24 protein-coding genes are annotated in these 21120 nt (G+C 63.5%); 11 read left to right on the top strand and 13 right to left on the bottom strand.

Features of this window, described 5'->3' with window-relative positions; translation table 11 throughout:
• Window positions 1–80: 80 nt before the first annotated feature.
• From ACWGS9_RS10260 to ACWGS9_RS10275, 4 genes are all read right to left on the bottom strand, one after another.
• Complete coding sequence (locus ACWGS9_RS10260) at window positions 81–671, bottom strand: GNAT family N-acetyltransferase (RefSeq protein WP_454505183.1); 591 nt, start codon at window positions 669–671, stop codon at window positions 81–83.
• Window positions 672–788: 117 nt separating this feature from the next.
• On the bottom strand, window positions 789–1529 hold the full coding sequence (locus ACWGS9_RS10265) for a Bax inhibitor-1/YccA family protein (RefSeq protein WP_454505134.1): 741 nt from the start codon (window positions 1527–1529) through the stop codon (window positions 789–791).
• 229 nt (window positions 1530–1758) lie between these two features.
• Window positions 1759–4299: an ABC transporter permease gene (locus ACWGS9_RS10270; protein WP_454505135.1), complete on the bottom strand. Its 2541-nt coding sequence runs from the start codon at window positions 4297–4299 to the stop codon at window positions 1759–1761.
• Complete coding sequence (locus ACWGS9_RS10275) at window positions 4299–4997, bottom strand: ABC transporter ATP-binding protein (RefSeq protein ID WP_454505136.1); 699 nt, start codon at window positions 4995–4997, stop codon at window positions 4299–4301. Before ACWGS9_RS10275 ends, ACWGS9_RS10270 begins: the two co-directional genes overlap by 1 nt.
• Before the next feature lie 81 nt (window positions 4998–5078).
• On the opposite strand from ACWGS9_RS10275, the gene ACWGS9_RS10280 reads away from it, so the two are divergent.
• Window positions 5079–5741, top strand: a complete 663-nt coding sequence (locus ACWGS9_RS10280; protein ID WP_454505137.1) for an arylesterase — start codon at window positions 5079–5081, stop codon at window positions 5739–5741.
• 118 nt (window positions 5742–5859) lie between these two features.
• Complete coding sequence (gene thpR, locus ACWGS9_RS10285; RefSeq protein ID WP_454505138.1) at window positions 5860–6456, top strand: RNA 2',3'-cyclic phosphodiesterase; 597 nt, start codon at window positions 5860–5862, stop codon at window positions 6454–6456.
• On the opposite strand, the gene ACWGS9_RS10290 is transcribed toward thpR, so the two are convergent.
• On the bottom strand, window positions 6360–6878 hold the full coding sequence (locus ACWGS9_RS10290) for a low molecular weight protein-tyrosine-phosphatase (protein WP_454505139.1): 519 nt from the start codon (window positions 6876–6878) through the stop codon (window positions 6360–6362). The two genes, thpR and ACWGS9_RS10290, sit on opposite strands and share 97 nt — an antisense overlap.
• Before the next feature lie 47 nt (window positions 6879–6925).
• On the opposite strand from ACWGS9_RS10290, the gene ACWGS9_RS10295 reads away from it, so the two are divergent.
• The 3 genes from ACWGS9_RS10295 to ACWGS9_RS10305 all read left to right on the top strand — a co-directional run bounded on the left by ACWGS9_RS10295 (window position 6926) and on the right by ACWGS9_RS10305 (window position 8781).
• A complete protein-coding gene (locus ACWGS9_RS10295) occupies window positions 6926–7219 on the top strand; it encodes a 4a-hydroxytetrahydrobiopterin dehydratase (protein WP_454505140.1) in 294 nt (97 codons plus the stop codon).
• 435 nt (window positions 7220–7654) lie between these two features.
• Window positions 7655–8017, top strand: coding sequence for a YkvA family protein (locus ACWGS9_RS10300; protein ID WP_454505141.1), 363 nt, complete (start codon window positions 7655–7657; stop codon window positions 8015–8017).
• A 257-nt stretch (window positions 8018–8274) separates the two neighbouring features.
• Window positions 8275–8781 (top strand): invasion associated locus B family protein, encoded by a 507-nt coding sequence (locus tag ACWGS9_RS10305; RefSeq protein ID WP_454505142.1) that lies wholly within the window; start codon window positions 8275–8277, stop codon window positions 8779–8781.
• Between the two features lie 51 nt (window positions 8782–8832).
• Here the strand turns inward: ACWGS9_RS10305 and ACWGS9_RS10310 are convergent, their stop codons facing one another.
• From ACWGS9_RS10310 to ACWGS9_RS10320, 3 genes are all read right to left on the bottom strand, one after another.
• Window positions 8833–9165: a hypothetical protein gene (locus tag ACWGS9_RS10310; RefSeq protein ID WP_454505143.1), complete on the bottom strand. Its 333-nt coding sequence runs from the start codon at window positions 9163–9165 to the stop codon at window positions 8833–8835.
• Between the two features lie 141 nt (window positions 9166–9306).
• The gene (locus ACWGS9_RS10315) at window positions 9307–10644 is read right to left on the bottom strand and encodes a chloride channel protein (RefSeq protein ID WP_454505144.1); all 1338 of its coding nucleotides are present in this window, start codon (window positions 10642–10644) and stop codon (window positions 9307–9309) included.
• Between the two features lie 145 nt (window positions 10645–10789).
• Window positions 10790–11089 carry a hypothetical protein gene (locus ACWGS9_RS10320; protein WP_140805539.1) on the bottom strand — a complete coding sequence of 100 codons (300 nt, stop codon included), beginning with the start codon at window positions 11087–11089 and terminating at the stop codon, window positions 10790–10792.
• Window positions 11090–11432: 343 nt separating this feature from the next.
• On the opposite strand from ACWGS9_RS10320, the gene rlmN reads away from it, so the two are divergent.
• The 3 genes from rlmN (at window position 11433) to ACWGS9_RS10335 (ending at window position 13884) form a co-directional block, all read left to right on the top strand.
• Entirely contained in the window at window positions 11433–12665 is a 1233-nt protein-coding gene (gene rlmN, locus ACWGS9_RS10325; RefSeq protein ID WP_454505145.1) for a dual-specificity RNA methyltransferase RlmN, read from the top strand.
• Window positions 12662–13129, top strand: a complete 468-nt coding sequence (locus tag ACWGS9_RS10330) for a hypothetical protein (RefSeq protein WP_454505146.1) — start codon at window positions 12662–12664, stop codon at window positions 13127–13129. The genes rlmN and ACWGS9_RS10330 overlap by 4 nt, the downstream gene beginning before the upstream one ends.
• Before the next feature lie 71 nt (window positions 13130–13200).
• Window positions 13201–13884, top strand: a complete 684-nt coding sequence (locus ACWGS9_RS10335; protein ID WP_454505147.1) for a GNAT family N-acetyltransferase — start codon at window positions 13201–13203, stop codon at window positions 13882–13884.
• Here ACWGS9_RS10335 and ACWGS9_RS10340 read toward each other — a convergent pair.
• Together ACWGS9_RS10340 and ACWGS9_RS10345 are read right to left on the bottom strand one after the other, a co-directional pair.
• On the bottom strand, window positions 13881–14573 hold the full coding sequence (locus ACWGS9_RS10340) for an outer membrane protein (RefSeq protein WP_454505148.1): 693 nt from the start codon (window positions 14571–14573) through the stop codon (window positions 13881–13883). The genes ACWGS9_RS10335 and ACWGS9_RS10340 overlap by 4 nt on opposite strands.
• Before the next feature lie 106 nt (window positions 14574–14679).
• Entirely contained in the window at window positions 14680–15321 is a 642-nt protein-coding gene (locus tag ACWGS9_RS10345; RefSeq protein WP_454505149.1) for a LysE family translocator, read from the bottom strand.
• Between the two features lie 426 nt (window positions 15322–15747).
• Here ACWGS9_RS10345 and ACWGS9_RS10350 point away from each other — a divergent pair, with 426 nt between their 5' ends.
• On the top strand, window positions 15748–16968 hold the full coding sequence (locus tag ACWGS9_RS10350; protein WP_454505150.1) for an argininosuccinate synthase: 1221 nt from the start codon (window positions 15748–15750) through the stop codon (window positions 16966–16968).
• Between the two features lie 220 nt (window positions 16969–17188).
• On the opposite strand, the gene ACWGS9_RS10355 is transcribed toward ACWGS9_RS10350, so the two are convergent.
• Window positions 17189–17992, bottom strand: coding sequence for a lytic murein transglycosylase (locus ACWGS9_RS10355; protein ID WP_454505151.1), 804 nt, complete (start codon window positions 17990–17992; stop codon window positions 17189–17191).
• 404 nt (window positions 17993–18396) lie between these two features.
• Between ACWGS9_RS10355 and ACWGS9_RS10360 the strand changes: the two genes are divergently transcribed.
• Window positions 18397–19008: a DUF1236 domain-containing protein gene (locus ACWGS9_RS10360; protein ID WP_454505152.1), complete on the top strand. Its 612-nt coding sequence runs from the start codon at window positions 18397–18399 to the stop codon at window positions 19006–19008.
• 72 nt (window positions 19009–19080) lie between these two features.
• On the opposite strand, the gene ACWGS9_RS10365 is transcribed toward ACWGS9_RS10360, so the two are convergent.
• Window positions 19081–19380, bottom strand: coding sequence for a HigA family addiction module antitoxin (locus tag ACWGS9_RS10365; protein ID WP_454505153.1), 300 nt, complete (start codon window positions 19378–19380; stop codon window positions 19081–19083).
• 32 nt (window positions 19381–19412) lie between these two features.
• Window positions 19413–19706 (bottom strand): type II toxin-antitoxin system RelE/ParE family toxin, encoded by a 294-nt coding sequence (locus ACWGS9_RS10370; RefSeq protein WP_454505184.1) that lies wholly within the window; start codon window positions 19704–19706, stop codon window positions 19413–19415.
• A gap of 157 nt (window positions 19707–19863) precedes the next feature.
• Between ACWGS9_RS10370 and ACWGS9_RS10375 the strand changes: the two genes are divergently transcribed.
• Window positions 19864–20814, top strand: a complete 951-nt coding sequence (locus ACWGS9_RS10375) for a CPBP family intramembrane glutamic endopeptidase (protein WP_454505154.1) — start codon at window positions 19864–19866, stop codon at window positions 20812–20814.
• Window positions 20815–21120: the final 306 nt, after the last annotated feature.

The raw sequence follows: 21120 nt of genomic DNA on the forward strand, positions 1-21120 counted from the left end.
GAATTGAGGAACTGAAGAATTGAAGAACTGAGGAAAAGGGCGCTTGGCGCCTGACGCAGTGGCCGCCCCCTCCTTGTTCTTCAATTCTTCAGTTCTTCAATTCCCCTTGAGTCCCGAAACCTCCGTTCCGGCAATGATTCGGGATCGGGCGGCAATTCCGCGCCGCCATTCAGCGACAGCTGCATGAACACCGTGTCCAGCCAGCGACCGTGCTTGTAGCCCGATCCCTCCAGGCGCCCGGAATGGCGGAAGCCGAGTTTCTCGTGCAGCCGCACCGAAGCGCTGTCCGCATGGCCGTCGCCGATCACCGCGATGATCTGGCGGAAGCCCGCCGCGCGTGCCGTCTCGATCAGCGCCTGCATCAGCAGCGAGCCCACGCCCTGCCCTTTGGCCTCGGGCGCGACATAGACCGAATCCTCGATGACGAATCGATAGGCTGGGCGCGGCCGGAACGGTCCGGCATAGGCATAGCCGAGCACAATGCCGCTCTTCTGCGCCACCAGATAGGGAAAGCCGCCCGCCGCTAAGGTGTCGAATCGGTTGCCCATTTCGACGCGGCTGGGCGGCTCCAGCTCGTAGCTCGCCGTGCCATGCGCGACCGCGTCGGCATAGATTTCCGTGATTCGGTCGAGGTCGGCCGGCGTGGCGACTCTGATCGCAATATTGCTTATCATTGATACAGTTTGTTCCCTGCCTCGATGAGAGCAGAGGAGCACACAAAAGCAAAGGGCGGCCGTTGGGCCGCCCTTTGTAAGTCTATAGTCCAGAGTGAGACCGGGTAACCGCCTTTAGCGGCGCTGACCCATGAACTGCAGCAGGAACATGAACAGGTTGATGAAGTCGAGATAGAGCCTCAACGCGCCCATGATCGCCTTGCGGCCGGCGACATCGGACTGATCGCCCTCGTAGTACATCTCCTTGATGGCCTGCGTGTCATAGGCGGTGAGGCCGGCGAAGACCAGCACGCCGATCGCCGAGATGGCGAAGCCAAGCGCCGACGACTGCAGGAAGATGTTGATCAGCATCGCGATCAGCAGGCCGATCACGCCCATGACCAGGAACGAGCCGAACGCCGACAGGTCGCGCCTGGTCGTGTAGCCGTAGAGCGACAGACCGCCAAAGGCCGCGGCCGTGGCGAAGAAGGTCTGGGTGATGCTGGTGCCGGTGTAGACGAGGAAGATCGTCGACAGCGACAGGCCCACAAGGCCGGCATAGACCCAGAAGGTGGCCTGCGCCGCCCCTACGCTCATCGACTGGATGCGGAACGACAGGAACATCACGGCGGCGAGCGGCGCCAGAATGACGACCCAGCGGAACGCGCTGGCATAGATGAGCTGGCCGAAGGCGGTCAGCTGTCCGTCGCCGGTGATGGCGAGCTGGAACGCACCCCAGGCGGCAAGGCCGGTGATGAGCAGGCCAAGCCCCATGAGGTTATAGACTTTGATCATATAGGCGCGCAGGCCCTGATCGATATCGACGCGCGCGCCGGAGGCGGCGGACGTCTGGTAGTTGCGAATGGGATCAGCCATTGGAAATCCTCTGTTGCTTCTGCCCCGTCCGGTGACAGGTCCTTTGGGACCAGGCGCCGCTGGCAGGGCTCCAGCATGCCTGCCGCGAAATATGATGGTTCTTGACGTCAAGAACAAGACGGTAACGAGGCGTAACCCTTTGTGAGAAGGCAAAAAGCCGGGTTTCTGGCCATTGTCGCCTGCATTCTTACAAAGATTTAACCGGACCAACGGCTCTGGGCCCGCCGGGTCAGAGGTTGCGCAGCACCGGCGCCGCCTTGTGGCCGAGCACCCGCCAGGTGCCGGCAAGGCCGATGCCGACCGTCACCGTCAGCGAAGCCAGGATCGTTGCCACCGCGACTTCCGGCATGAAATGCGATGGTAGCGTCATGATATGGGCGACCACGAACCAGGCTGCGATGCCGCCGGCGACAAGCGAAAACAGCGCGGTCGCAAGGCCGATCAGCACATATTCCAGCGAGAAGGCGGTGATCAACGTCCGCCTTGTCGCGCCGAGCGTCTTCAATACGACCGCATCGTGGATGCGCGCCCGGTTGCCGGCGGCCAGGGCGCCCGAGAGCACCAGCACCGACGCGATCAAGGCCACGCCGGCGGCCGCGCGGATAGCCGTGCCGAGCTGCGCGACCAGCCGGTTGACGATGTCCAGCGCGTCCTTGACCCGCACCGTCGTCACCGCCGGAAAGGCACGCGTGACGGCATTGAGCAGCCTTCCGTCGTCGGCCGTGGTGGCTTGCCTGTCGGTCAGCGTCGCCAGCCAGCCATGCGGCGCCCCGGCAAAGGTATTGGGCGAGAACACCATGACGAAGTTGATGCCCATCGTCTCCCATTGCACCTGGCGGAAATTGGCTATTCTTGCCGTGACATTGCGGCCGAGCACATTGACCGTCACGCTGTCGCCGAGCCTCAGCCCGATCGCCTTGCCTTCCTCGGCCGAAAACGACACCAGCGGCTCGCCGGAATAATCCTGCGGCCACCAAATGCCTTCGGTCAGCGTCGCATTTTCCGGCTGCTTGGCGTCATAGGTCAGGCCACGGTCGCCGCGCAGCACCCAGGCGCCGTCGGCCGGGATCTTCACCTTGTCGACGTCGACGCCGTTGAGCGCCATTATGCGGCCGCGCAGCATCGGCACCTTGACCAGCGTTCCTTGCGGTGCCTCCTTGCCGACTAGGCTGGCGAAGGCATCGACGTCGCTGCTCTGGATGTCGACGAAGAAGAAGTTGGGCGCCCGCTCCGGCAGGCTGCCGGAGATCTGCCGCCGCAGGTTCCCGTCGATCAGCGCCAGCGTCACCAGAAGCGTCAGGCCGAGGCCGAGCGACAGCACCACCGAGGGCGTCAGCGCGCCGGGCCGATGGATATTGCCAAGCGCGAGCCTCAGCGAAACGAAACGCACCCGCGGGCTCTTTTTTGCGACCCACTGCACCAGCGCCGCCACCAGCCGCAGCACCAGGAAAGCAAAGACCGTCGCGCCGACGAAGATCGAGGCGATGCGGTAGTCGTTGGCCGAAAGGATCGCCAGCGCCGCCAGCGCGACGACGATTGCCAGCGCAGCGCCAACATAGGGCAGGCGCGGCAGCCCTCGGCTTTCGAAACCCATCTCGCGAAACAGCGCGGTTGCCGGCACGTCGCGGGCGCGGCCGAGCGGCAGCAGAGCGAAGGCCAGCGTCACCAGCAGGCCGAACAGCGCCGCCATGGCGAGCGCGCTCGCGTAGAAGCCGCCTTGCGCCGGCACCGGGATGACCGATTGCAGAAGCGCGCTCGCCACGAAAGGCATCGCTGCGCCCAGGATGAGCCCGAGCACGATGCCGAGGCCTGCGATCAAAAGGATCTGCACGAGATAGACGGTGAAGACGAAGCCGCCCGAGGCGCCGAGGCTCTTGAAGGTGGCGATGACGGCGCGCTTGCCGTCGAGATAGGCGCGCACGGCGTTCGCCACGCCGACGCCGCCGACCACCAGCGCCGTCAACCCGACCAGGGTCAGGAACTGCGAGAAACGCTCGATGTTGGCGGAGAGCGCGGGGGCGGCGTTGCTGCGCGTCCGGATCGACCAGCCGGCCTGCGGAAAGTCCTTCGCGGCTTGAACCTGGACATCCTTGATCCGCGCCTCTGAGGTGCCGTCGGGCAGCCTCACCCTATAGGCGTTCTCGACCAGGCTGCCGGGCTGCACCAGGCCGGATGCGGCAAGCCCCGCGCTCGAGATCATCAGCCGCGGCGCGAAGCCGAAACCGTCCGACACCGCATCCGGCTCGCTGACCAGCCTGGCCCGCAGCTCGAAAATGGCGCTGCCGAGCTTCAACCTGTCGCCGATATGAAGATTGAGCCGGTCGAACAAAAGATCGGGCGCGACGGCGCCGAACACGCCGGCCCTTTCGCCGAACAGTTCTTCTTTCGGCAGCGGCGGATCGGTCTCCAGCGCGCCGTAGAGCGGATAGGCCTCATCGACCGCCTTGGCTTCGACCAGCGCCTGGTCGGAGCCGTCCTCCAGCCGCGCCATCGAGCGCATTCCGGAATTCTGCGAGACCGTGCCGAGGCTCCGGATGAAGCCGAGCTCGGCGTCCGAAGCGCTGCGCTGATTGATCTGGAAGCGTAGATCGCCGCCAAGCAGCGTCTGGCCCTGGTTGGCGACGCCGGCGGAGATCGCCTGCGCCACCGAATTGACGCCGCCGATCGCCGCGACGCCCAGCGCGATGCAGGCAAGGAAGATCATGAAGCCGGACAGGCCGCCGCGCATCTCGCGCAACGAGAAGCGGATGGCGAGCTTCAGTGTTCGCATCAGGCCGGCACCTTCGCCGGCTTGGGCGCATCCTCGATCCGCCCCGAGCGCATCGAGACCTGGCGCGCGCAGCGCGCGGCAAGCGCGGGATCATGCGTGACCAGCACCAGCGTCATGCCGCGCTCCGCCGCCTTGGCGAACAAAAGGTCGGCGATCTGCCTGCCTGTCGCTTGGTCGAGATTGCCGGTCGGCTCGTCGGCAATAAGGATGCGCGGTGACGGCGCCAGCGCCCGGGCGATCGCCACGCGCTGCTGCTCGCCGCCCGAAAGCTCGCCCGGATAGTGCGTCACACGGTCGCTCAGGCCGACCGCCGCGAGCTCCCGCGCGGCCACGCCGAACGGATCGGCATGGCCGGCAAGCTCCAGCGGCACCGCGACATTTTCGAGCGCCGTCATATTGGGAATGAGGTGGAAGGACTGGAAGACGATGCCAATGTTTCGCCCACGAAACGATGCAATTCGATCCTCGCTTTTGCCGTTAAGCAGCTCGCCGGCTACTCGTACCGTGCCCGAATCGACCCTTTCCAGACCCGCAAGAACCATGAGCAAAGTAGATTTGCCCGAACCCGACGGACCGACGATACCGGTGGCCTCGCCGGCGCCCACATCCAGGCTCACGCCCTTCAGCACATGGACGGAGGACGCGCCCTCGCCGAGCGTCAGCGATACATCCCTCAATGCGATGACGGCTTCTGTCACAATGAAAGCGCCCTATATGTGGAAAAAGGAGACGGCCCGTGTCTCCTCCTTGGGTTGTTTCGGTCATATGGGGCTCGCCGCATGGCATTCAAACACCGTTTTGCCGCAGCTCCAGTCCTTTTTGCAGCCCTCATCCTTTTCCTCGCCCTTTGCGGCGCCATTTCGTCGGCGCGCGCTGCCACCTTCACCATCGTCGGCTTCGGCGACAGCCTGATGGCGGGCTTCAGTCTTGGCCCGGGCCAGGGTTTCACCGACAGGCTGCAGGCGGCGCTGAAGGCGAAAGGCCTTGACGTCACCGTCGCCAATGCCGGTGTCTCCGGCGACACGTCGAGCGGCGGGCTGGCGCGGCTCGACTGGTCGGTGCCGGACGGCACCCGGCTGGTGATCCTCGAGCTCGGCGCCAACGACATGTTGCGCGGCGTCTCGCCGGATATCCCCGAGAAAAACCTCGACGCCATGCTCGCCAAGCTGAAGCAGCGCAACATTCCCGTCCTTCTCGCCGGAATGCGCGCTGCGCCCAATCTCGGCGCCGATTACCAGAAGTCCTTCGACGCCATCTATCCCAAGCTCGCGGCGAAATACGATGTTCCGCTCTATGCGTTCTTTCTCGACGGCGTCGCCGGCCATCCCGAACTGCGGTTGGAGGATGGCCTGCACCCCAATTCGAAGGGCGTCGACGTCATGGTCGAGCGCATCCTGCCGATTGTCGAGAAGGCGATCGCCGACAATGGCGGCGCATCGTGAGGCCGGAATGCCACGGTTTCCGTTGGGGAAACCTTGTGGACAACAAACCACTTGCCCCGCGCGGATATCGATGATTCGCTAGGGCCGAGAGTTTCGATTCGAGGACAGGAGGCTTCACATGCCACGTCTTTTCACCGCCCTCGAAATTCCGCGTGATGCCGCTCTCTCGCTCTCCCTGCTCCGGGGCGGGCTGCCCGGAGCGCGCTGGATCGATGTCGAAAACTACCATCTGACGCTGCGCTTCATCGGCGATGTCGAGGGCCATGTCGCCGACGAGATCGCCAATGCGCTCGACAGGGTTCATCGCCCCTCTTTCCAGATGACGCTCTCCGGCGTCGGCGCCTTCGGCGGCAGGAAGCCGCATGCGGTATGGGCAGGCGTGTCGGCCTCGCCCGACCTGACGGCGCTGCAGGGCGAGATCGACCGCATCTGCCAGCGGCTTGGCCTGCCCGCCGACCCGCGCAAATTCTCGCCGCATGTGACGCTGGCGCGACTGCGCAACGGGAGCCCGCTCGACGTCGCGCAATATCTTTCGGCGCGCGGCAATTTTTCCGCGTTGCCCTTCCGCGTCGGCCGCTTCGTCCTGATGTCGTCGCGCGATTCGGTCGGCGGCGGCCCCTATATCGTCGAGGAGGCCTGGCCGCTGGTCGGCACCGATGCACTGACCTCGAGCCGCCTTGCCAGCGCCTCCGACGCCTCGCGGATCATGCGGTAGACGGACGCGAAGGCCTCGGCATCGTCGTAATAGGGATCCGGCACGTCTGCGGCCTTTCCCGTTGCAAAATCGAGATAGAGATGGACCCGGCCGCGCGCCGCCGGCGACGCCAGCGCCTTGAGGTCGCGCACATTCACGCGATCCATGCCAAGGATCAGGTCGAAGCGCGAAAAATCCTCCGGCGCTATTCTGCGTGCCCTTTGCCTGGAAATATCGATGCCATGGCTTATGGCGACCGCGATCGAGCGCGGATCGGGAGCGGAGCCGATCTCCCACCCACCGGTCGCCGCCGAATCGAGCACGATGCTGTGACCCATTCCGCGCTCGGCCAGTACAGCGCTCAAAACACCCTCGGCCAAGGGTGAGCGGCAGATGTTACCGAGGCAGACGAATAGGATGGATTTTATGGGCTTTGCGCTCATGTCGATCTATGGTGCGGGTCATTTTTCGAATAACACGGGAACCCGAAATGACGAGAGAGAAACTCACCAAGGAAGCGATCACTTCAGCACTGTCCGGTCTGGAGGGCTGGTCGCTTGCCGCCGACGGTGCCTCGATAAAACGCAGCTTCGTCTTCAAAAACTTCTCCGAGGCCTTCGCCTTCATGACCCGCGTGGCGCTGGCCGCCGAGAAGATGGACCATCATCCGGATTGGTCGAATGTCTACAAGACCGTCGACGTGACGCTGAACACGCATGATTCCGGTGGCGTGACGGCGCTCGACATCGAGCTCGCCAAACGGATGAACCGCTATTTCGGCTGAGGACGAGCAGCCTCGCTGTTCAAAGTTTGACTCGTCATTCCAGCGCGGAGCAAGGAGCGAAGCGACGCGCGCAGACCTTTGGAATCCATTCCGTGACCTATGAGCGTCGCGGCGGTGCTAATCGTGGCGAACGTTCGCGATTGGCCGAAGCTTGCGAACTTCGTCATCCACGGGCGGAGCGACGCGAAGCGGAGCGCAGACCCGAGGATGACGATCGGAGGGATGCCTCGGCCAATCACCGGACTGAGGCGTTTGCCAATCGCACCCACCAACCGGCATTCGGAGTGCTGCAGCACCATATCGCAGCCAAACGCCAGGTGATTCCGATTTTCCCGGCCAAGCAACCCCTAAACCCTTGCGGCAGCCTCTCCCTTTCACCACATTTTGTCGCGGCGGGCCGACGCAACCATGCGCCCGGCGGCCAAGGAGCGATTGATGGCGCAAGGTACCGGTTTCGATTTCTTCGGCTTCGGCGACAAGCTCGCCGGCGAAGGCGAAGTGCGCGAGAAATTCTGGCGCACCGCCAAGAAGGCGGCGCGGCAGATTCCGTTCATGGATGAAGTGGTCGCCGCCTATTACTGCGCCATGGACAAGGACACGCCGCTGCGTGCCAAAGGCATCCTGCTCGCCGCGCTCGGCTATTTCGTGCTGCCGTTCGATTTCATTCCCGACTTCATCGTCGGCCTCGGCTTTACCGACGACCTTGCCGTGCTGACCGCCGCGATCACCGCCGTCAGCGCCCATATCACGCCTGCCCACAGGCAGGCCGCCAAGGACGCGCTGGCTGATAGGAGCTGACCGCGGCCCGCTTCAAGACCGCAAATCAGCGCGTGCGAAAAGACAAACTCTTGCCGTTTTCGTGGCCTCCAACTCCGCGCCGGGACGTCGCGCCAGCCGCTTTTAACGGCGGCGGCGCGAATGGTGGCGGTTTCCTGGGGTGAGTTCCTTTTCTTCGAGGACAATTCACCGTTTGGTAACCCTGATTAAATCAAAATGAAGCGACGGCAGGACGCCAGGCGGCCCGCCTCCGCACCATTTGGAATACGGGAAGAACGATGCGCGGATTGATTGCTACAATTTCCAGCCTGGTCCTGGCGGCTGCGTTCGCGGCGCCGGCGCTGGCGCAGCAGGCGACGAAGATCGGCCAGCACAATGCGTGGGGCACCTACAGCTATCAGGCGGCGGGCGGCAAGGTCTGCTATGTGCTGACCGTGCCCACCGACAAGCAGCCGAAGACGCTCGACCATGGCGACATGTTCTTCTTCGTCAGCCAGCGGCCCGGACAGCAGGTGTCCTACGAGCCGCAGTTCATCGCCGGCTACAACTTCCAGGAAGGCTCGAAGGCCACCGTCACCATCGACAAGAAGTCGTTCTCGATGTTCACCCGCGGCAAGTCCGCCTGGGTCGAGAACGCCGCGGAAGAGCCGGTGCTGATCGCCGCCATGAAGACCGGCACCGACATGAAGGTGCAGGCGAAGTCCGGCCGCGGCAACCCCACCTCCTACGTCTTTTCGCTGAAGGGCATCTCGGCGGCGCTGTCCTCGATCGCCAAGTGCAAATAGGCAAGGCATCGCGGCCGCTATCTCCTACTGGTTATGAGTCCGGACTCCAGGTCAGACGGTCCAGGTCCAGTCGATCGGATAGTTGAAAATCGGGGTGAACGTCACGCCGACCGCCTCCATATCCCTGCGGCCGTCAACGACCATCTCCTTCAGCCGGTCCAACTGCGCCGCATGCTCGTCGGTGTCCCAGACGCTAACTTGAACGATCGAGCCCTTCGGCGAGACGCCCGCATAAAAATGAAGGAGCCCTGGCAGCCGTCTGATGGCCGGGATTATGTACTGCGAGGTTTTCTTGCTCGCGGCGTCGACCTCGGCGAATCGGCTCGGCTCGTAGCTGGCACGCGAGACGCGGACGACGGCGGTTGTTGGTAACGACTCGGCCATGGTGATTCTTTCTGTCATAGGGATCCTATCTCTTGGCTCGCTGAGATCTGCATCGCGGCCGCTGTCTCTTGCTGGCTATGAGTCGGACCTAAGCAATTCCGGGAAAATGCGAAGCGGTTTCCGCCGGTCCGAAGGTTAAGTTCAGCTCTCGACAGCCCGCCGCCGCCGGATTGCCTCGGCGATGAAAACCCGCGACAGCGCGTGGTAGAGCGGCTCGTGCGAGATCAGCCGCGCCGTGCCGTAACCCAGCATAGACGCGCACATCAGCGCAATCACATTGTCGTGGTTGCCGGTCATTTCGAGGATGATGACGAAGGCCGTCATCGGCGCCTGCACGACGCCGGCGAAATAGCCGGCCATGCCGAGCAGCGCCGCCGTGCCGGTGGCCGCGCCGAGGAGCAGGCCGAGCGTGCTGCCGAGGCCGGCGCCGACCGCAAGCGACGGCGCAAAGATGCCGCCCGGAATGCCCGACACCATCGAAAGCAGGCCAGCCGCGAATTTTTCCACGAAAAAGAAGGCCGGCAGCGGCGCGCCTTCGATCGCGCCGCGCGCCTGCGTGTAACCGGTGCCGAACGTCAGCCCTCCGGAGGCAATGCCGATCGCGGCCACGGCCAGCCCGCAGACAGCCGCCACGACCAGCGTGCGCGGCAGCGGCTGCAACGCATTCCAACGGCGGATACGCCGCATGGCTTTCAGCGCCAGCAGCGAAAACAGCGCGCCGACACCGCCGCCGATAATGCCGCAGGCCAGCACCAGCGGCCAGTCGGCGGCGAAGGCGACCGTGTCCTTGGCGACGCCGAAATAGGTGTAGTTGCCAAGCAGCCCCAGCGAGGCGAGGCCGGCCAGGATCACCGCCGTCAGCACCAGGCCGTTGGTGCGCGATTCGTAGGCGCGGCCCATTTCCTCAATGGCGAAGACGATGCCGGCAAGCGGCGTGTTGAAGGCCGCGGCGATGCCGGCGGCGGAGCCAGCCAGGATCAGGCCGCGCGCCTGCGCCATGCCGCCCCAGCGCGCTGCCTGCAGCATCAACGAAGCACCGACCTGCACTGTCGGACCCTCGCGGCCGATCGAGGCGCCGCAGGCGAGGCCGATGACGGTGAGCACGATCTTGCCCACCACCAGCCTGAGCGACAGGATGTGGCTGCGATCGTCCTCGTCGCGCAGATGCCGCGCCGCGATCGCCTGCGGAATGCCGCTGCCTTGCGATCCCGGGAAGAAGGAATGCGCCAGCCAGGCGCAAGAGACGAAGCCGAGTGGCGTCACGACCAGCGGCAGATAAAATCGCCAGCCGCCATCATTGCCCGTGATGGCGTGAAACAGGGTCTGCGCGCGGTCGGCGAGCAATGCGAACAGAACGCTGATCAGACCGATCGAGATGGCGCCGGCCCAGAAGACGAGACGCGGCTGCCAGACGCGCCGCGATACCCACATCGCCTGCGAGCGCCGCAACATACGGTATTTTCGAGATAGCCCGGCCATGTCCGCCTTCGAGATGGAAACCCAGCCCTAGCACAGGCTGAGGGTCGATCAAGACCACAAGGTCGAGGGCGCCATCGCGCAGGCGCTCAGGATTGTCCCGCCGGCTGTCGTGCCGACGGGAATGCAAGGCAAGCAAGGTTCGAATTCACATCGCCATTTTTTCACATTCGGCCTGGGCCTTCTTGGTCGACGTATCGATCATGTAGGCTTTGCCCTTGGCGTCGGTGATCATCATCATGCAATGCTTGATCGGCTTGGCCATCTTCATCATGTCGGCGCTCATCTTGGCGTCCGGCATCATGGTGCCCATGTGACCGTCCGGCATGATCGCGGTAACCTGGCCACCCTTCATCATGGTCATTGCGCCCATCGTGTCTTCGGCAAATGCCTGCGAGGCGGAAAGACCGACGAGGCCGGCGATAAGAACGAACTTGATCGAGTGCATCCGGAAAACTCCCATTGTTGCGGGGCATGGTCGCCCCTTTCAGGTTCGCGGATGCGCTTCGATTGGTTACGCCAACACGAATATGTGATCGATTTTCCGGCCGGCGGGAGCGGCGGCGGGTTACGGTCAGCGGCCATCGCCGGCGGACGGATACCCCAGGTAAGGCTGTGCCGATCCGCGTCTTCGTGAGAACCGTCCCGGCACTGCGCCGATCCACCTTCTCCCACAAGGGGAGAAGGAAAAGCCCGGGCGCATGACTTCATCGCCGAGCTGTGCTATGCGCCGCGCTTCCTTATCCGGCCGATGCTGAAATCGGCCGCAAATCGCTTATATTGGCGCCACCATGACCGTTTCGCTTGATCTTACCGCCGAAGGCGCCCGTGACGCCTTGCGCCGCGCAGCACCGACCGAGAAGCCGTCGCTGATCGGCCTGACCCGCGCCGAGCTTGGCGCCGCCCTTGTCGAGGCCGGCATCGTGCCGGAGCGCCAGGCCAAGATGCGCGCCCAGCAGCTCTGGCACTGGATGTATGTGCGCGGCGTCTCCGACTTCGCGCATATGTTCAACATCTCCAAGGATCTGCGCGCTGTGCTCGACAAGCACTTCACCGTCGCGCGGCCCGAGATCGTCGAGGAGCAGATCTCCGCCGATGGTACGCGCAAATGGCTGTTCCGCTTTCCGCCGCGCGGCGCCGGCCGTCCGGTCGAGATCGAGACCGTCTACATTCCCGAGGAGGGCCGTGGCACGCTCTGCATCTCCTCGCAGGTCGGCTGCACGCTGACCTGCTCCTTCTGCCACACCGGCACGCAGAAGCTGGTGCGCAACCTGACGACGGAAGAGATCCTGGCGCAGTTGCTCACCGCGCGCGACCGTCTCGGTGATTTCCCAGACCGCGACACGCCGGACGGCGCCATCGTGCCGGCTGAAGGCAGAAAAATCTCCAACATCGTCATGATGGGCATGGGCGAGCCGCTCTACAATTTCGAGGCGGTGAAGAAGGCGCTGCTGATCGCCTCCGACGGCGACGGCCTGTCCCTGTCGAAGCGCCGCATCACGCTGTCGACCTCGGGCGTCGTCCCTGAGATCGCGCGCACCGGCGAGGAGATCGGCGTCATGCTGGCGATCTCGCTGCACGCCACCAATGACGATTTGCGCGACCTTTTGGTGCCGATCAACAAGAAGTACCCGCTGAAAGACCTGATCGGCGCCTGCAAGGCCTATCCGGGTCTCTCCAATGCCAAACGCATCACCTTCGAATATGTGATGCTGAAAGACGTCAACGATTCGCTCGACGACGCCAAGGCGCTGGTGAAGCTCTTGAAGGGCATTCCGGCCAAGATCAATTTGATCCCGTTCAACCCATGGCCCGGCACCAACTACCAGTGCTCGGACTGGGAGACGATCGAGAAGTTCGCCGACTACATCAACAACGCGGGCTACGCCTCGCCGATCCGTACGCCGCGCGGCCGCGACATCCTCGCCGCCTGCGGCCAGCTCAAGTCGGAATCGGAGCGCATGCGCAAGGCCGACCGCCTGGCGCTCGAAGCCATGATGATCGCGGGGCACGGCGAGGCTTGAGACGCCTCATCGCCTATCTCGTCCGCTTCGCCGTCATCCTGGCCGGCTACGTCGTGGCCTCGCTGTCGGCGAGCGCCTTCCTTAACGTCCTGTTCCTGGCGCATCTGGGCTATACCCCCGCCAATCCGGAGCCAACGGCGACCGCCTCACTCTATTTCTCGGTGCCTTTCGTGGCACTGTTCGTCGCTTATTTCGCCTTTATGCCGACGGCTGTCGTGATCCTGATTGCCGAAGCGCTCGGCCGGCGTGACTGGCTGTTCTACGCGCTGGCCGGCGCCGTCGTGGCCGGCATCTTCCTCGGTTTCGTCCACCGCAGCGCCGATATCAATTTCGATGTCACCGAGACCAACGCCAGGCTGGCCGTGATCGGCAGCGGCATGGTCGGCGGCATCTTCTATTGGCTCTCCGCCGGGCGCTGGGCCGGAAGCTGGCGCCGCGCGCCGCTGCTCGACCTGGAGCCATAGGCCGCACCCGGCTGAACTCAGCCAAACTCCGCCTTGACCCCGGTTCGATGCTCCCGCATCACTGGAGCGCCATGCCGAAGATGCCGCAACCGGGCGCCAAGCCCCTCGTCACACCACTTGCCGCCCAGGGGCTGAGGCCTGTTTTTGTCGACCGCTGGAGCGACAAGGTTCGAATCCGCACGCTCAGGCCAGCGGATGTGACAACTGAGATCGCGGCGTGGCTCACCGATCCTGCGGTAATGGAAGGCTTGAATGCCCCGCGGAAGGCAATGGGCCTCGACGCCTTTCGCGCCTATGTCGCGAGCTTCGACAATCTGAAGCGCAACCTGATGACGATCCTTGGCCTGCCGGGCGATCAGCCGCTCGGCCTGGCCGTGATGGAGGTCGATCTACGCCATCGGCTCGGCTCGCTGCACCTCATCATCGGCGACCCGGAAAACCGTGGCAAGAATGTTGCCTTCGAGGCGTCCGCCGTTCTGCTCAGGCATTTCTTTCGCGAGAGGAAGCTCGAAAAGGTGACCTTTCAGCCGCTGGCGCGTAACGCCGCGGCCATCGCCGTGTGCGAACGTTTCGGGTTGCGGCTCGAAGGCACGCTGCGTGCGCATCGCATCGACGGCAAGACGGGCAAGCGTCTCGACCAAATGCTCTATGCGCTGACATTGGATGAATATGACGAGCGCATTCGGTCGTTGGAGGCGGCCGGGCTGGTTCGTCCTTTCGCCGGCCCTGGCCTCCCGACCCAAAGACTGCCCTAGAACCGGTACGCCACGCCGAATTTCACAGTGTCGAGGGACGGCCGGAAACTTGCGCCAGCGGTGCCGCCCGGCCCAGGCTCGATCTCATCGAAAATGTAGTGAAGATACTCCGCCTTCAGCGACCACTTGTCGGCCAGTGCGTACTCCGCGCCAACCCCGATCACACCGCCGAATTTCACGCCGGAAAAATCCGAGGTCGACGAGGGCAGGAAAAACGGAGGGGCCGGAACAAAAGTTGGACCTGAATAGGACGTTGCCTGAAAATGTCCGGCCGCTACACCGCCGGTCGCATAAGCGAGCAGACGATCCGTCGCGGTATAGCCGGCCCTCAGCCGCGCCGTCGCCACCCAATCGACGTCGTAGGTGTAGGCTTCGCCCTTGCCGCCGGTAAATGCAGCCTCATCGCCGAAGGTGGTGTCATGCATGCCGACAAAATCGAAATCGCCGACGACGCCGTAGACGAATTTTCCGCTCTGCCAATCATGCCCGGCATAGATGCCCCCGAGATAACCATCCTTTTGGTGGCTGCCGTCGAAGTTTGTCGTGTCGGCATCGAAATCGACGGAGGAGTGGGCATAGCCGCCCTCCACGCCGACATAAGATCCCGACCAGTTGTAAGTCGCGTCCTGCGCGCTGGCCTCGCCGACCAGCCCGATCATGGCGACAGACGCCAAGAGTAAGCTCTTCATTAGTATTAGTCCCCCATGCGCCCTCGCGAATCTTCTAGGCGGGCAGAATCGGGGTGACAAGAGCAGCAGTGCAACAGCGCCGGCGAATTTTGCGGATGGCTAACGCCTACTTGGCCTGCGCCGTCAGGATCTTGAGCGCGAAGGCCGAGAACACGCCGCCGAACAGATAATCGACCACGCGCGTGACGCGCGGGCTCGCCTTCATCGCCGCCGAGAACTTTTCCGCCGCCAGCACCATCGGCACCGTCACGGGTATCGACAGCACGACGAACATCATGCCGAGGAAGAACAGCTTGCCCGATGCGTATGGATCATGCGCGGAGACGAACTGCGGCAGGAAGGTCATGAAGAACAGGATTATCTTGGGGTTGAGCAGGTTGACGCCGAGCCCGGCCGCCCAGCTGCGGAACAAGGAGACTTGCGGTCCCGTCCTCTTCTCCGGCGAGAAGGCCGAGCCTTTCGTCACGGCCTGAAAGGCCAGGAACACCAGATAGCCGGCGCCAAAAATCTTCAGGACGAAGAAGGCCATTGGTGAAGCGACGATCAGCGCCGAGATGCCGACCACCACCAGCGTGGTGTGGATCAGCGTGCCGGTGAGCGCACCGGCCATCGAGGCGAAACCGGTGGCACGGCCCTGGCTCAGCGTGCGCGACACGAACAGCGTCATGTCCGGTCCCGGCGTGATCGCCAGGATGACGGTGGCAATGGCGAACTGGATCAGCGTGGTGGTGTCGGGAATGAAGGACATTGGCTCGCCCCTGCGAGATGGATCGCAAATCCCTATAGCGCAGCCAGCCAGGCCATGCCAGCAGCTGACTGGCGCGGCCTCTGGTCCAGCAAAAGACAGGCGATCCGCTCCAGGCAATCGTTGATGTTGGCGCCGCCCCTCATTGCCCTGCCGGGCATTTCTCCCCGTATAGTGTCGGGGAGAAAGGGCTGGCCGCGGCGTTGGCGCTTTTCTTTCAGCGCTGGCGATTGGCGAAACCATCGATGAGAGCGCCCCTCTCCCCGTCACTATACGGGGAGAGGATGCCGGCAGGCAGGTGAGGGGCGGCGCCGGCGCCCGGAAGAACCTGAAGCGATCGCGCCGGCTGAATCACCGCTCAACTCTTGCGTGGCCCGGAAAGGCCGTGATACCTCGCCCGCGAAGCTATTTGCCGCGGAACCGCCAAAGATGTCCAAGATCAAGAACGTCAGGAAAGTCGTGCTCGCCTATTCCGGCGGCCTCGATACCTCCATCATCCTGAAATGGCTGCAGACCGAGCTCGGCGCCGAAGTCGTTACCTTCACCGCCGATCTCGGCCAGGGAGGCGAGTTGGAGCCGGCGCGCAAGAAGGCCGAGATGATGGGCATCAAGGACATCCGCATCGTCGACGTGCGCGAGGAATTCGTCGCCGACTTCGTCTTCCCGATGTTCCGCGCCAACACCGTCTATGAAGGCACCTACCTGCTTGGCACCTCGATCGCCCGGCCGCTGATCTCCAAGCATCTGGTCGAGATCGCCAGGGAGACCGGGGCCGACGCAATTGCCCACGGCGCCACCGGCAAGGGCAACGACCAGGTCCGCTTCGAGCTTTCGGCTTATGCGCTCAACCCCGACATCAAGGTCATCGCGCCTTGGCGCGACTGGTCGTTCAAGTCGCGCACCGATCTGATCAACTTCGCCGAGCAGCACCAGATCCCGGTGGCGAAGGACAAGCGCGGCGAAGCGCCCTTCTCGGTCGACGCCAACCTCTTGCACTCCTCCTCCGAGGGCAAGGTGCTGGAGGATCCGTGGAGCGAGCCGCCGGAATTCGTCCATCAGCGCACCGTTTCGCCGATGGATGCGCCCGATGTCGTCACCGAGATCGAAATCGAGTTCCTGAAGGGCGATCCGATCGCGCTCAACGGCAAGAAGCTGTCGCCGGCCACCATGCTGGCGGCGCTCAACGACCTTGGCCGCGACAACGGTATCGGCCGGCTCGACCTGGTCGAGAACCGCTTCGTCGGCATGAAGTCGCGCGGCGTCTATGAGACGCCCGGCGGCACCATCCTGATCGCCGCCCATCGCGCGATCGAATCGATCACGCTCGACCGGGGTGCGGCCCACCTCAAGGACGAGTTCATGCCGCGCTACGCGGAGCTCATCTACAACGGCTTCTGGTTCTCGCCCGAGCGCGTCATGCTGCAGGCGATGATCGACAAGAGCCAGGAAGACGTCGAAGGCACGGTGCGGCTGAAGCTATACAAGGGCAACGTCATCGTCACCGGCCGCAAGTCGAAGAAGACGCTTTATTCGGACGCGCTCGTCACCTTCGAGGACGATCGCGGCGCCTATGACCAGAAGGATGCCGAGGGCTTTATCCGGTTGAACGGATTGAGGCTGCGGACGCTGGCAGCGAGGAACCGCCGCTGAAACTGCTGATCTCCCCCGCGGGATGCCCGGCAGGGCAGAGGGGAGTGCTGTCTCGGCAGCCCGTCCTTCGCGGCTTCACGCGCGAGAACCCCTCTGTCGCGTCGGCGACATCTCCCCCCGAGAGGGGGAGATTCCCGCGTTCCCGGCTTTCGCCAATCTCCAAGTCCAACAAAAAAGCCCGGCGCATGGCCGGGCTGTTCTGCTCAACAGAGATTCAAGATCAGTTCGCGTCGATCGCCTCGGCGATTTGGGCGATGGCCTGCTGATAGACGCTTGCCGAATTCCAGCCGGCGATCGCGCCCATATTGGCCTGATAGCTCGCGCCGGCTTGCCAGCCATGGCCTTTGAGGAAGTTGGCGGTCGACGCCAAAGCCGTGTTGCGGTCGCGCAGGTTTCCGCTGCCGACGCCATATTTCAGCACGTTTCCGGGCAGGAACTGCGTGTGGCCGATCTCGCCATGCATGGCGCCGACCGAGGAGGCGCTCAGCGCGCCGCGATCGACCAGCTTGAGCGCGGCGATGGCATGCGGGGTGAAATAGTCCGGACGGCGGCAGTCATAGGCCAGCGTCAGGATGGCCGAGACCGTGTTCTGGTTGCCCATCGAAGCGCCGAAACCGGTTTCCATACCCCAGATGGCGAGCAGCACGCCAGGCGGCACGCCATAGGTCCGCTCGATATCGGCGAACATCGCCGCGTTGGCCTTCTTCAGCGCGCGGCCCCTCGAGATGATCGCGGAAGCGCCGCGGCGCTTCATGAACGCCTCCACCGAGCCGCTGAAAGCCTTGTGGATGGCGCGGTCGGCGGAGATCGTCCTTGTCGCGTAGGTCGCCCCGGCCAGCGCCGACAGGCCCCTTTGGCCGACCCCGTTGGCCTTGGCCTCGGCGGCAAAGTCCTGCTTCCAGGCGTCGAAGCCGGCGCCGCTCTTGCCACAGCTGGTCGCGGCTTCAGCGCCTGTCGCCAGCCCAAGCATCGCCACCACCGCCGCGGCGGCCACGAAAATCCTTCTTTTGGCAAAAAATGCCATGTCCTTCTCCTGGTTGCCTGAATCACGTCCCGGTTGTGAATTTGCCAGCGAAACGTCCGGTTGTCACCGCCCTCGCGGGGACGTGACACCCGACCCTGGCGAAAGAAGGGCAACTTGCCTACGATCAGGCACCAGGTGTGGCGGGCTTGCCTCATGAACGACGTTGATGTCGTGATCATTGGCGCCGGTTCCGCGGGGCTTGCTGCGGCAAAGGCGCTTCGAGCGGCCGGCGGAAACACACTCGAAGAGCCGGGCGTAACTTGAGCCCGCCCACGCCCTTATGACCGGAACGCCGAAAAACCGTGGAACAATTCGTGAGCGTCCGAAAGACACTTTAGCCGGAACGCATAAGCTTTGGTTTCGTTTCGGAGCGCGAGGGAGCGTTTTGAAAACGGAGTGAAACCATGAACCGCGTCTTGTTTCCGGCGCTTGCCGGCGCGCTGCTCGCCATGTCGGGCACGGCTCTGGCCGACACCGCCGTCTCGGCGGTGGCCGATCTCAATGTGCGCGCCGGCCCCGGCCCGCAATATCCCGTTATCGGCGTGCTGGCCGCCGGCCAGTCAGCCACACTCACTGGCTGCATCGAGAACAGCAAATGGTGCACGATCGCCGAAGCTGGCGGCAATGGCTGGGTCTATTCCGACTATGTGACGGGCGATTTCGGCGGCAGCCGCGTCGTGCTGACTCGCCGGCCGGCCGATGCCGGCATCGCCGTCGTGGCGCCGCCGACCGACAACGTCTACACCACGGACATTTACACCGGAGCGATCGTTCCCGGCGACGACCCCGATGCAATCGAGTCGATCGGCAGACCGCCGGCCGAGGTCGGCACCTATGTCGCCGCGCACCGGGTCGATCCGGTCTATCTCGACGGCGAGGTGGTGACGGGCGCCACGCTGCCCGACACGGTCGAGCTGCGCGAAATCCCGGATTACCGGTATCGCTATGTCTATGTGAACAACCAGTCCGCGCTGGTCGATCCCGGCACGCGGCGTATCGTCTATGTGATGCGCTGAGCGGGCTTGATCGCTGTCATAAGAGCGGCCGCCAGCGATGGCGGCCGTTTTGCTTGCTCCCCCGACCGAAACTCAGGCAGCTTGCATCTGCTCGATCGACGCGATTTCGGCCTTCTTTGCCTCGCCTTCCACCGCGAGATCGTAGCTGGCCTGCATGTTCATCCAAAACCGGGGCGTCGTGCCGAAGAACTTGGCAAGGCGAAGCGCCGTGTCTGGTGTTACGGGCGTGGTTTCGCTCACTAGGCGCTCGATGCGCGTGCGAGGAACATGTAGCTTCTTGGCCAACGTATATGGTTTCAGCCCAAGCGGGACCAGATACTCCTCACGGAGGGTTTCGCCCGGATGGATCGGCGGGAAGATGCTGGCAGCCATCTTCATTTCCTTTCTGGTTGCGGGCACATGCCCTAATGATAGTCGGTGATCTCTACATCCTCGGCTGCACCTTCCACCCATCTGAAGCAGATTCTGAATTGGTCGTTGATGCGAATAGAGTACTGTCCGGCACGATCGCCCTTCAGCGTCTCCAACCGGTTGCCCGGCGGCGTTCTCAGGTCGATTAGTTCATCAGCGTTGTCTAACATGCACAGCTTGCGTTGAGCCACGCGAACGAGATCGGCGGGAAAGCCCTTCGGAGATCGCCCTTGCGCAATCCGTTCTCTTGTTTTTTGAACGAGCGTATCAACAGTGCCTCCGCGTATCGTATCGTAACGTGATACGGCACGATTGTCGTTAGAGACGTATCGTTCTATGATCCGATTGCTAAACCGATTCCCTGGCGAGCCCGGCAAGACGATTGCACGGTAACCACTGATCCCATAGATCATGCGACCCGAAAGCCTTCGGCAGGGGAGCCGCGTGACGATCGAAAATGCCGCCTTCGAGCGCTACCGCCGCTCGCCGAACGAAAAGACCACCTTGCTGCGCCTGCCGTTCGGAACGGCGATCGTCGTCGTGTGCTGGATGGCCGCGACGGCATTGGTGCTGTTTGCCGGCACCTATGCCTACATCGTCTGGCATCTCCCCGGCCCCTCGACCGGGCGCTACATGCAGGACTTCCTGGCATCGCCCGTCGGCATCCTCAGTGCGCTGACCTCCTTTGCCGGCATCTGGATCGGGCTTTGGGTGGCGATGCGCTACGTGCATGGCGAGCCGCTCTCGGCTCTATTTGGCGTCACCCGCCGCATCGCGGGCGGCGATTTCCTCAAGGGCCTTGTTGCGGTCCTGATCACCTCGCTCTTCTCCGAGGTCCTGCTCTATTGGCTGCAGCCGGAGATCGCGCGCGGACCGATCGCGTTATCATCCTGGCTGCTCTTCCTGGTGCCGATCGTGCTGCTCGCCTTCCTGCAGACGTCGTCGGAAGAAATGCTGTTTCGCGGCTATCTGCTGCGCGCGCTCGCCTATCGCTTCAAGAGCCCGCTGATCTGGGCGGTGCTGCCGGGACTGCTGTTCACGTCGCTGCACTGGAATTCGGCCTCGACGCTCGCCATCAATGCCTGCGTGCTCGTCTCGATCGGCGCCTTTGCCCTGCTGCTCACGCTGCTGGTCTATGTCACCGGCAACCTCGGCGCCGGTTTCGGCGCCCATCTGGGCAACAACCTGACCGGCTTCCTGCTGATCTCGCACCAGGAGGGCTACAACTCCTTCGCGCTGCTCAACGCCAGGCCCCTCGAAGGCCCGGGCTGGACCAGTCTGGACGCAGCTCTTATCGCCGCGATCGGGGTCGTCAGCACGCTTTTGACGATGCTGCTGCTTTTGCATCGGCGTTCGCCGCTCAAGGTCGGGACGAGCAGCCAAAGCCCGCGGTGAGCCGCCTCAAATCGCGGCGTCTTGGCTGGATTTGAGGAATGTTTTTTGATGCATGTCGTTGCCGCAAAACCGCTGCGCACTTTTGCGCGACATGCATTAGCCTTGACTCTGCAGCCGATTTCCTGTCTAGAGCCGCTGAATTCCGCGACGAGTTTTCTTTCGCGAAAGCCGACCAGGACGCCGAAGCCTCTTTGAGGCCAAGTGCTGTAAAGAGATCCTGGAGGCCAACACCCGGCAGCGCAATGCGCCCCCGGGTGCTTTTTGGCTTTGCGCTTTTGCTTGGCGACCCGGCGCGAACGCACTACC

The organism is Mesorhizobium sp. Arg314 (assembly GCF_053714275.1).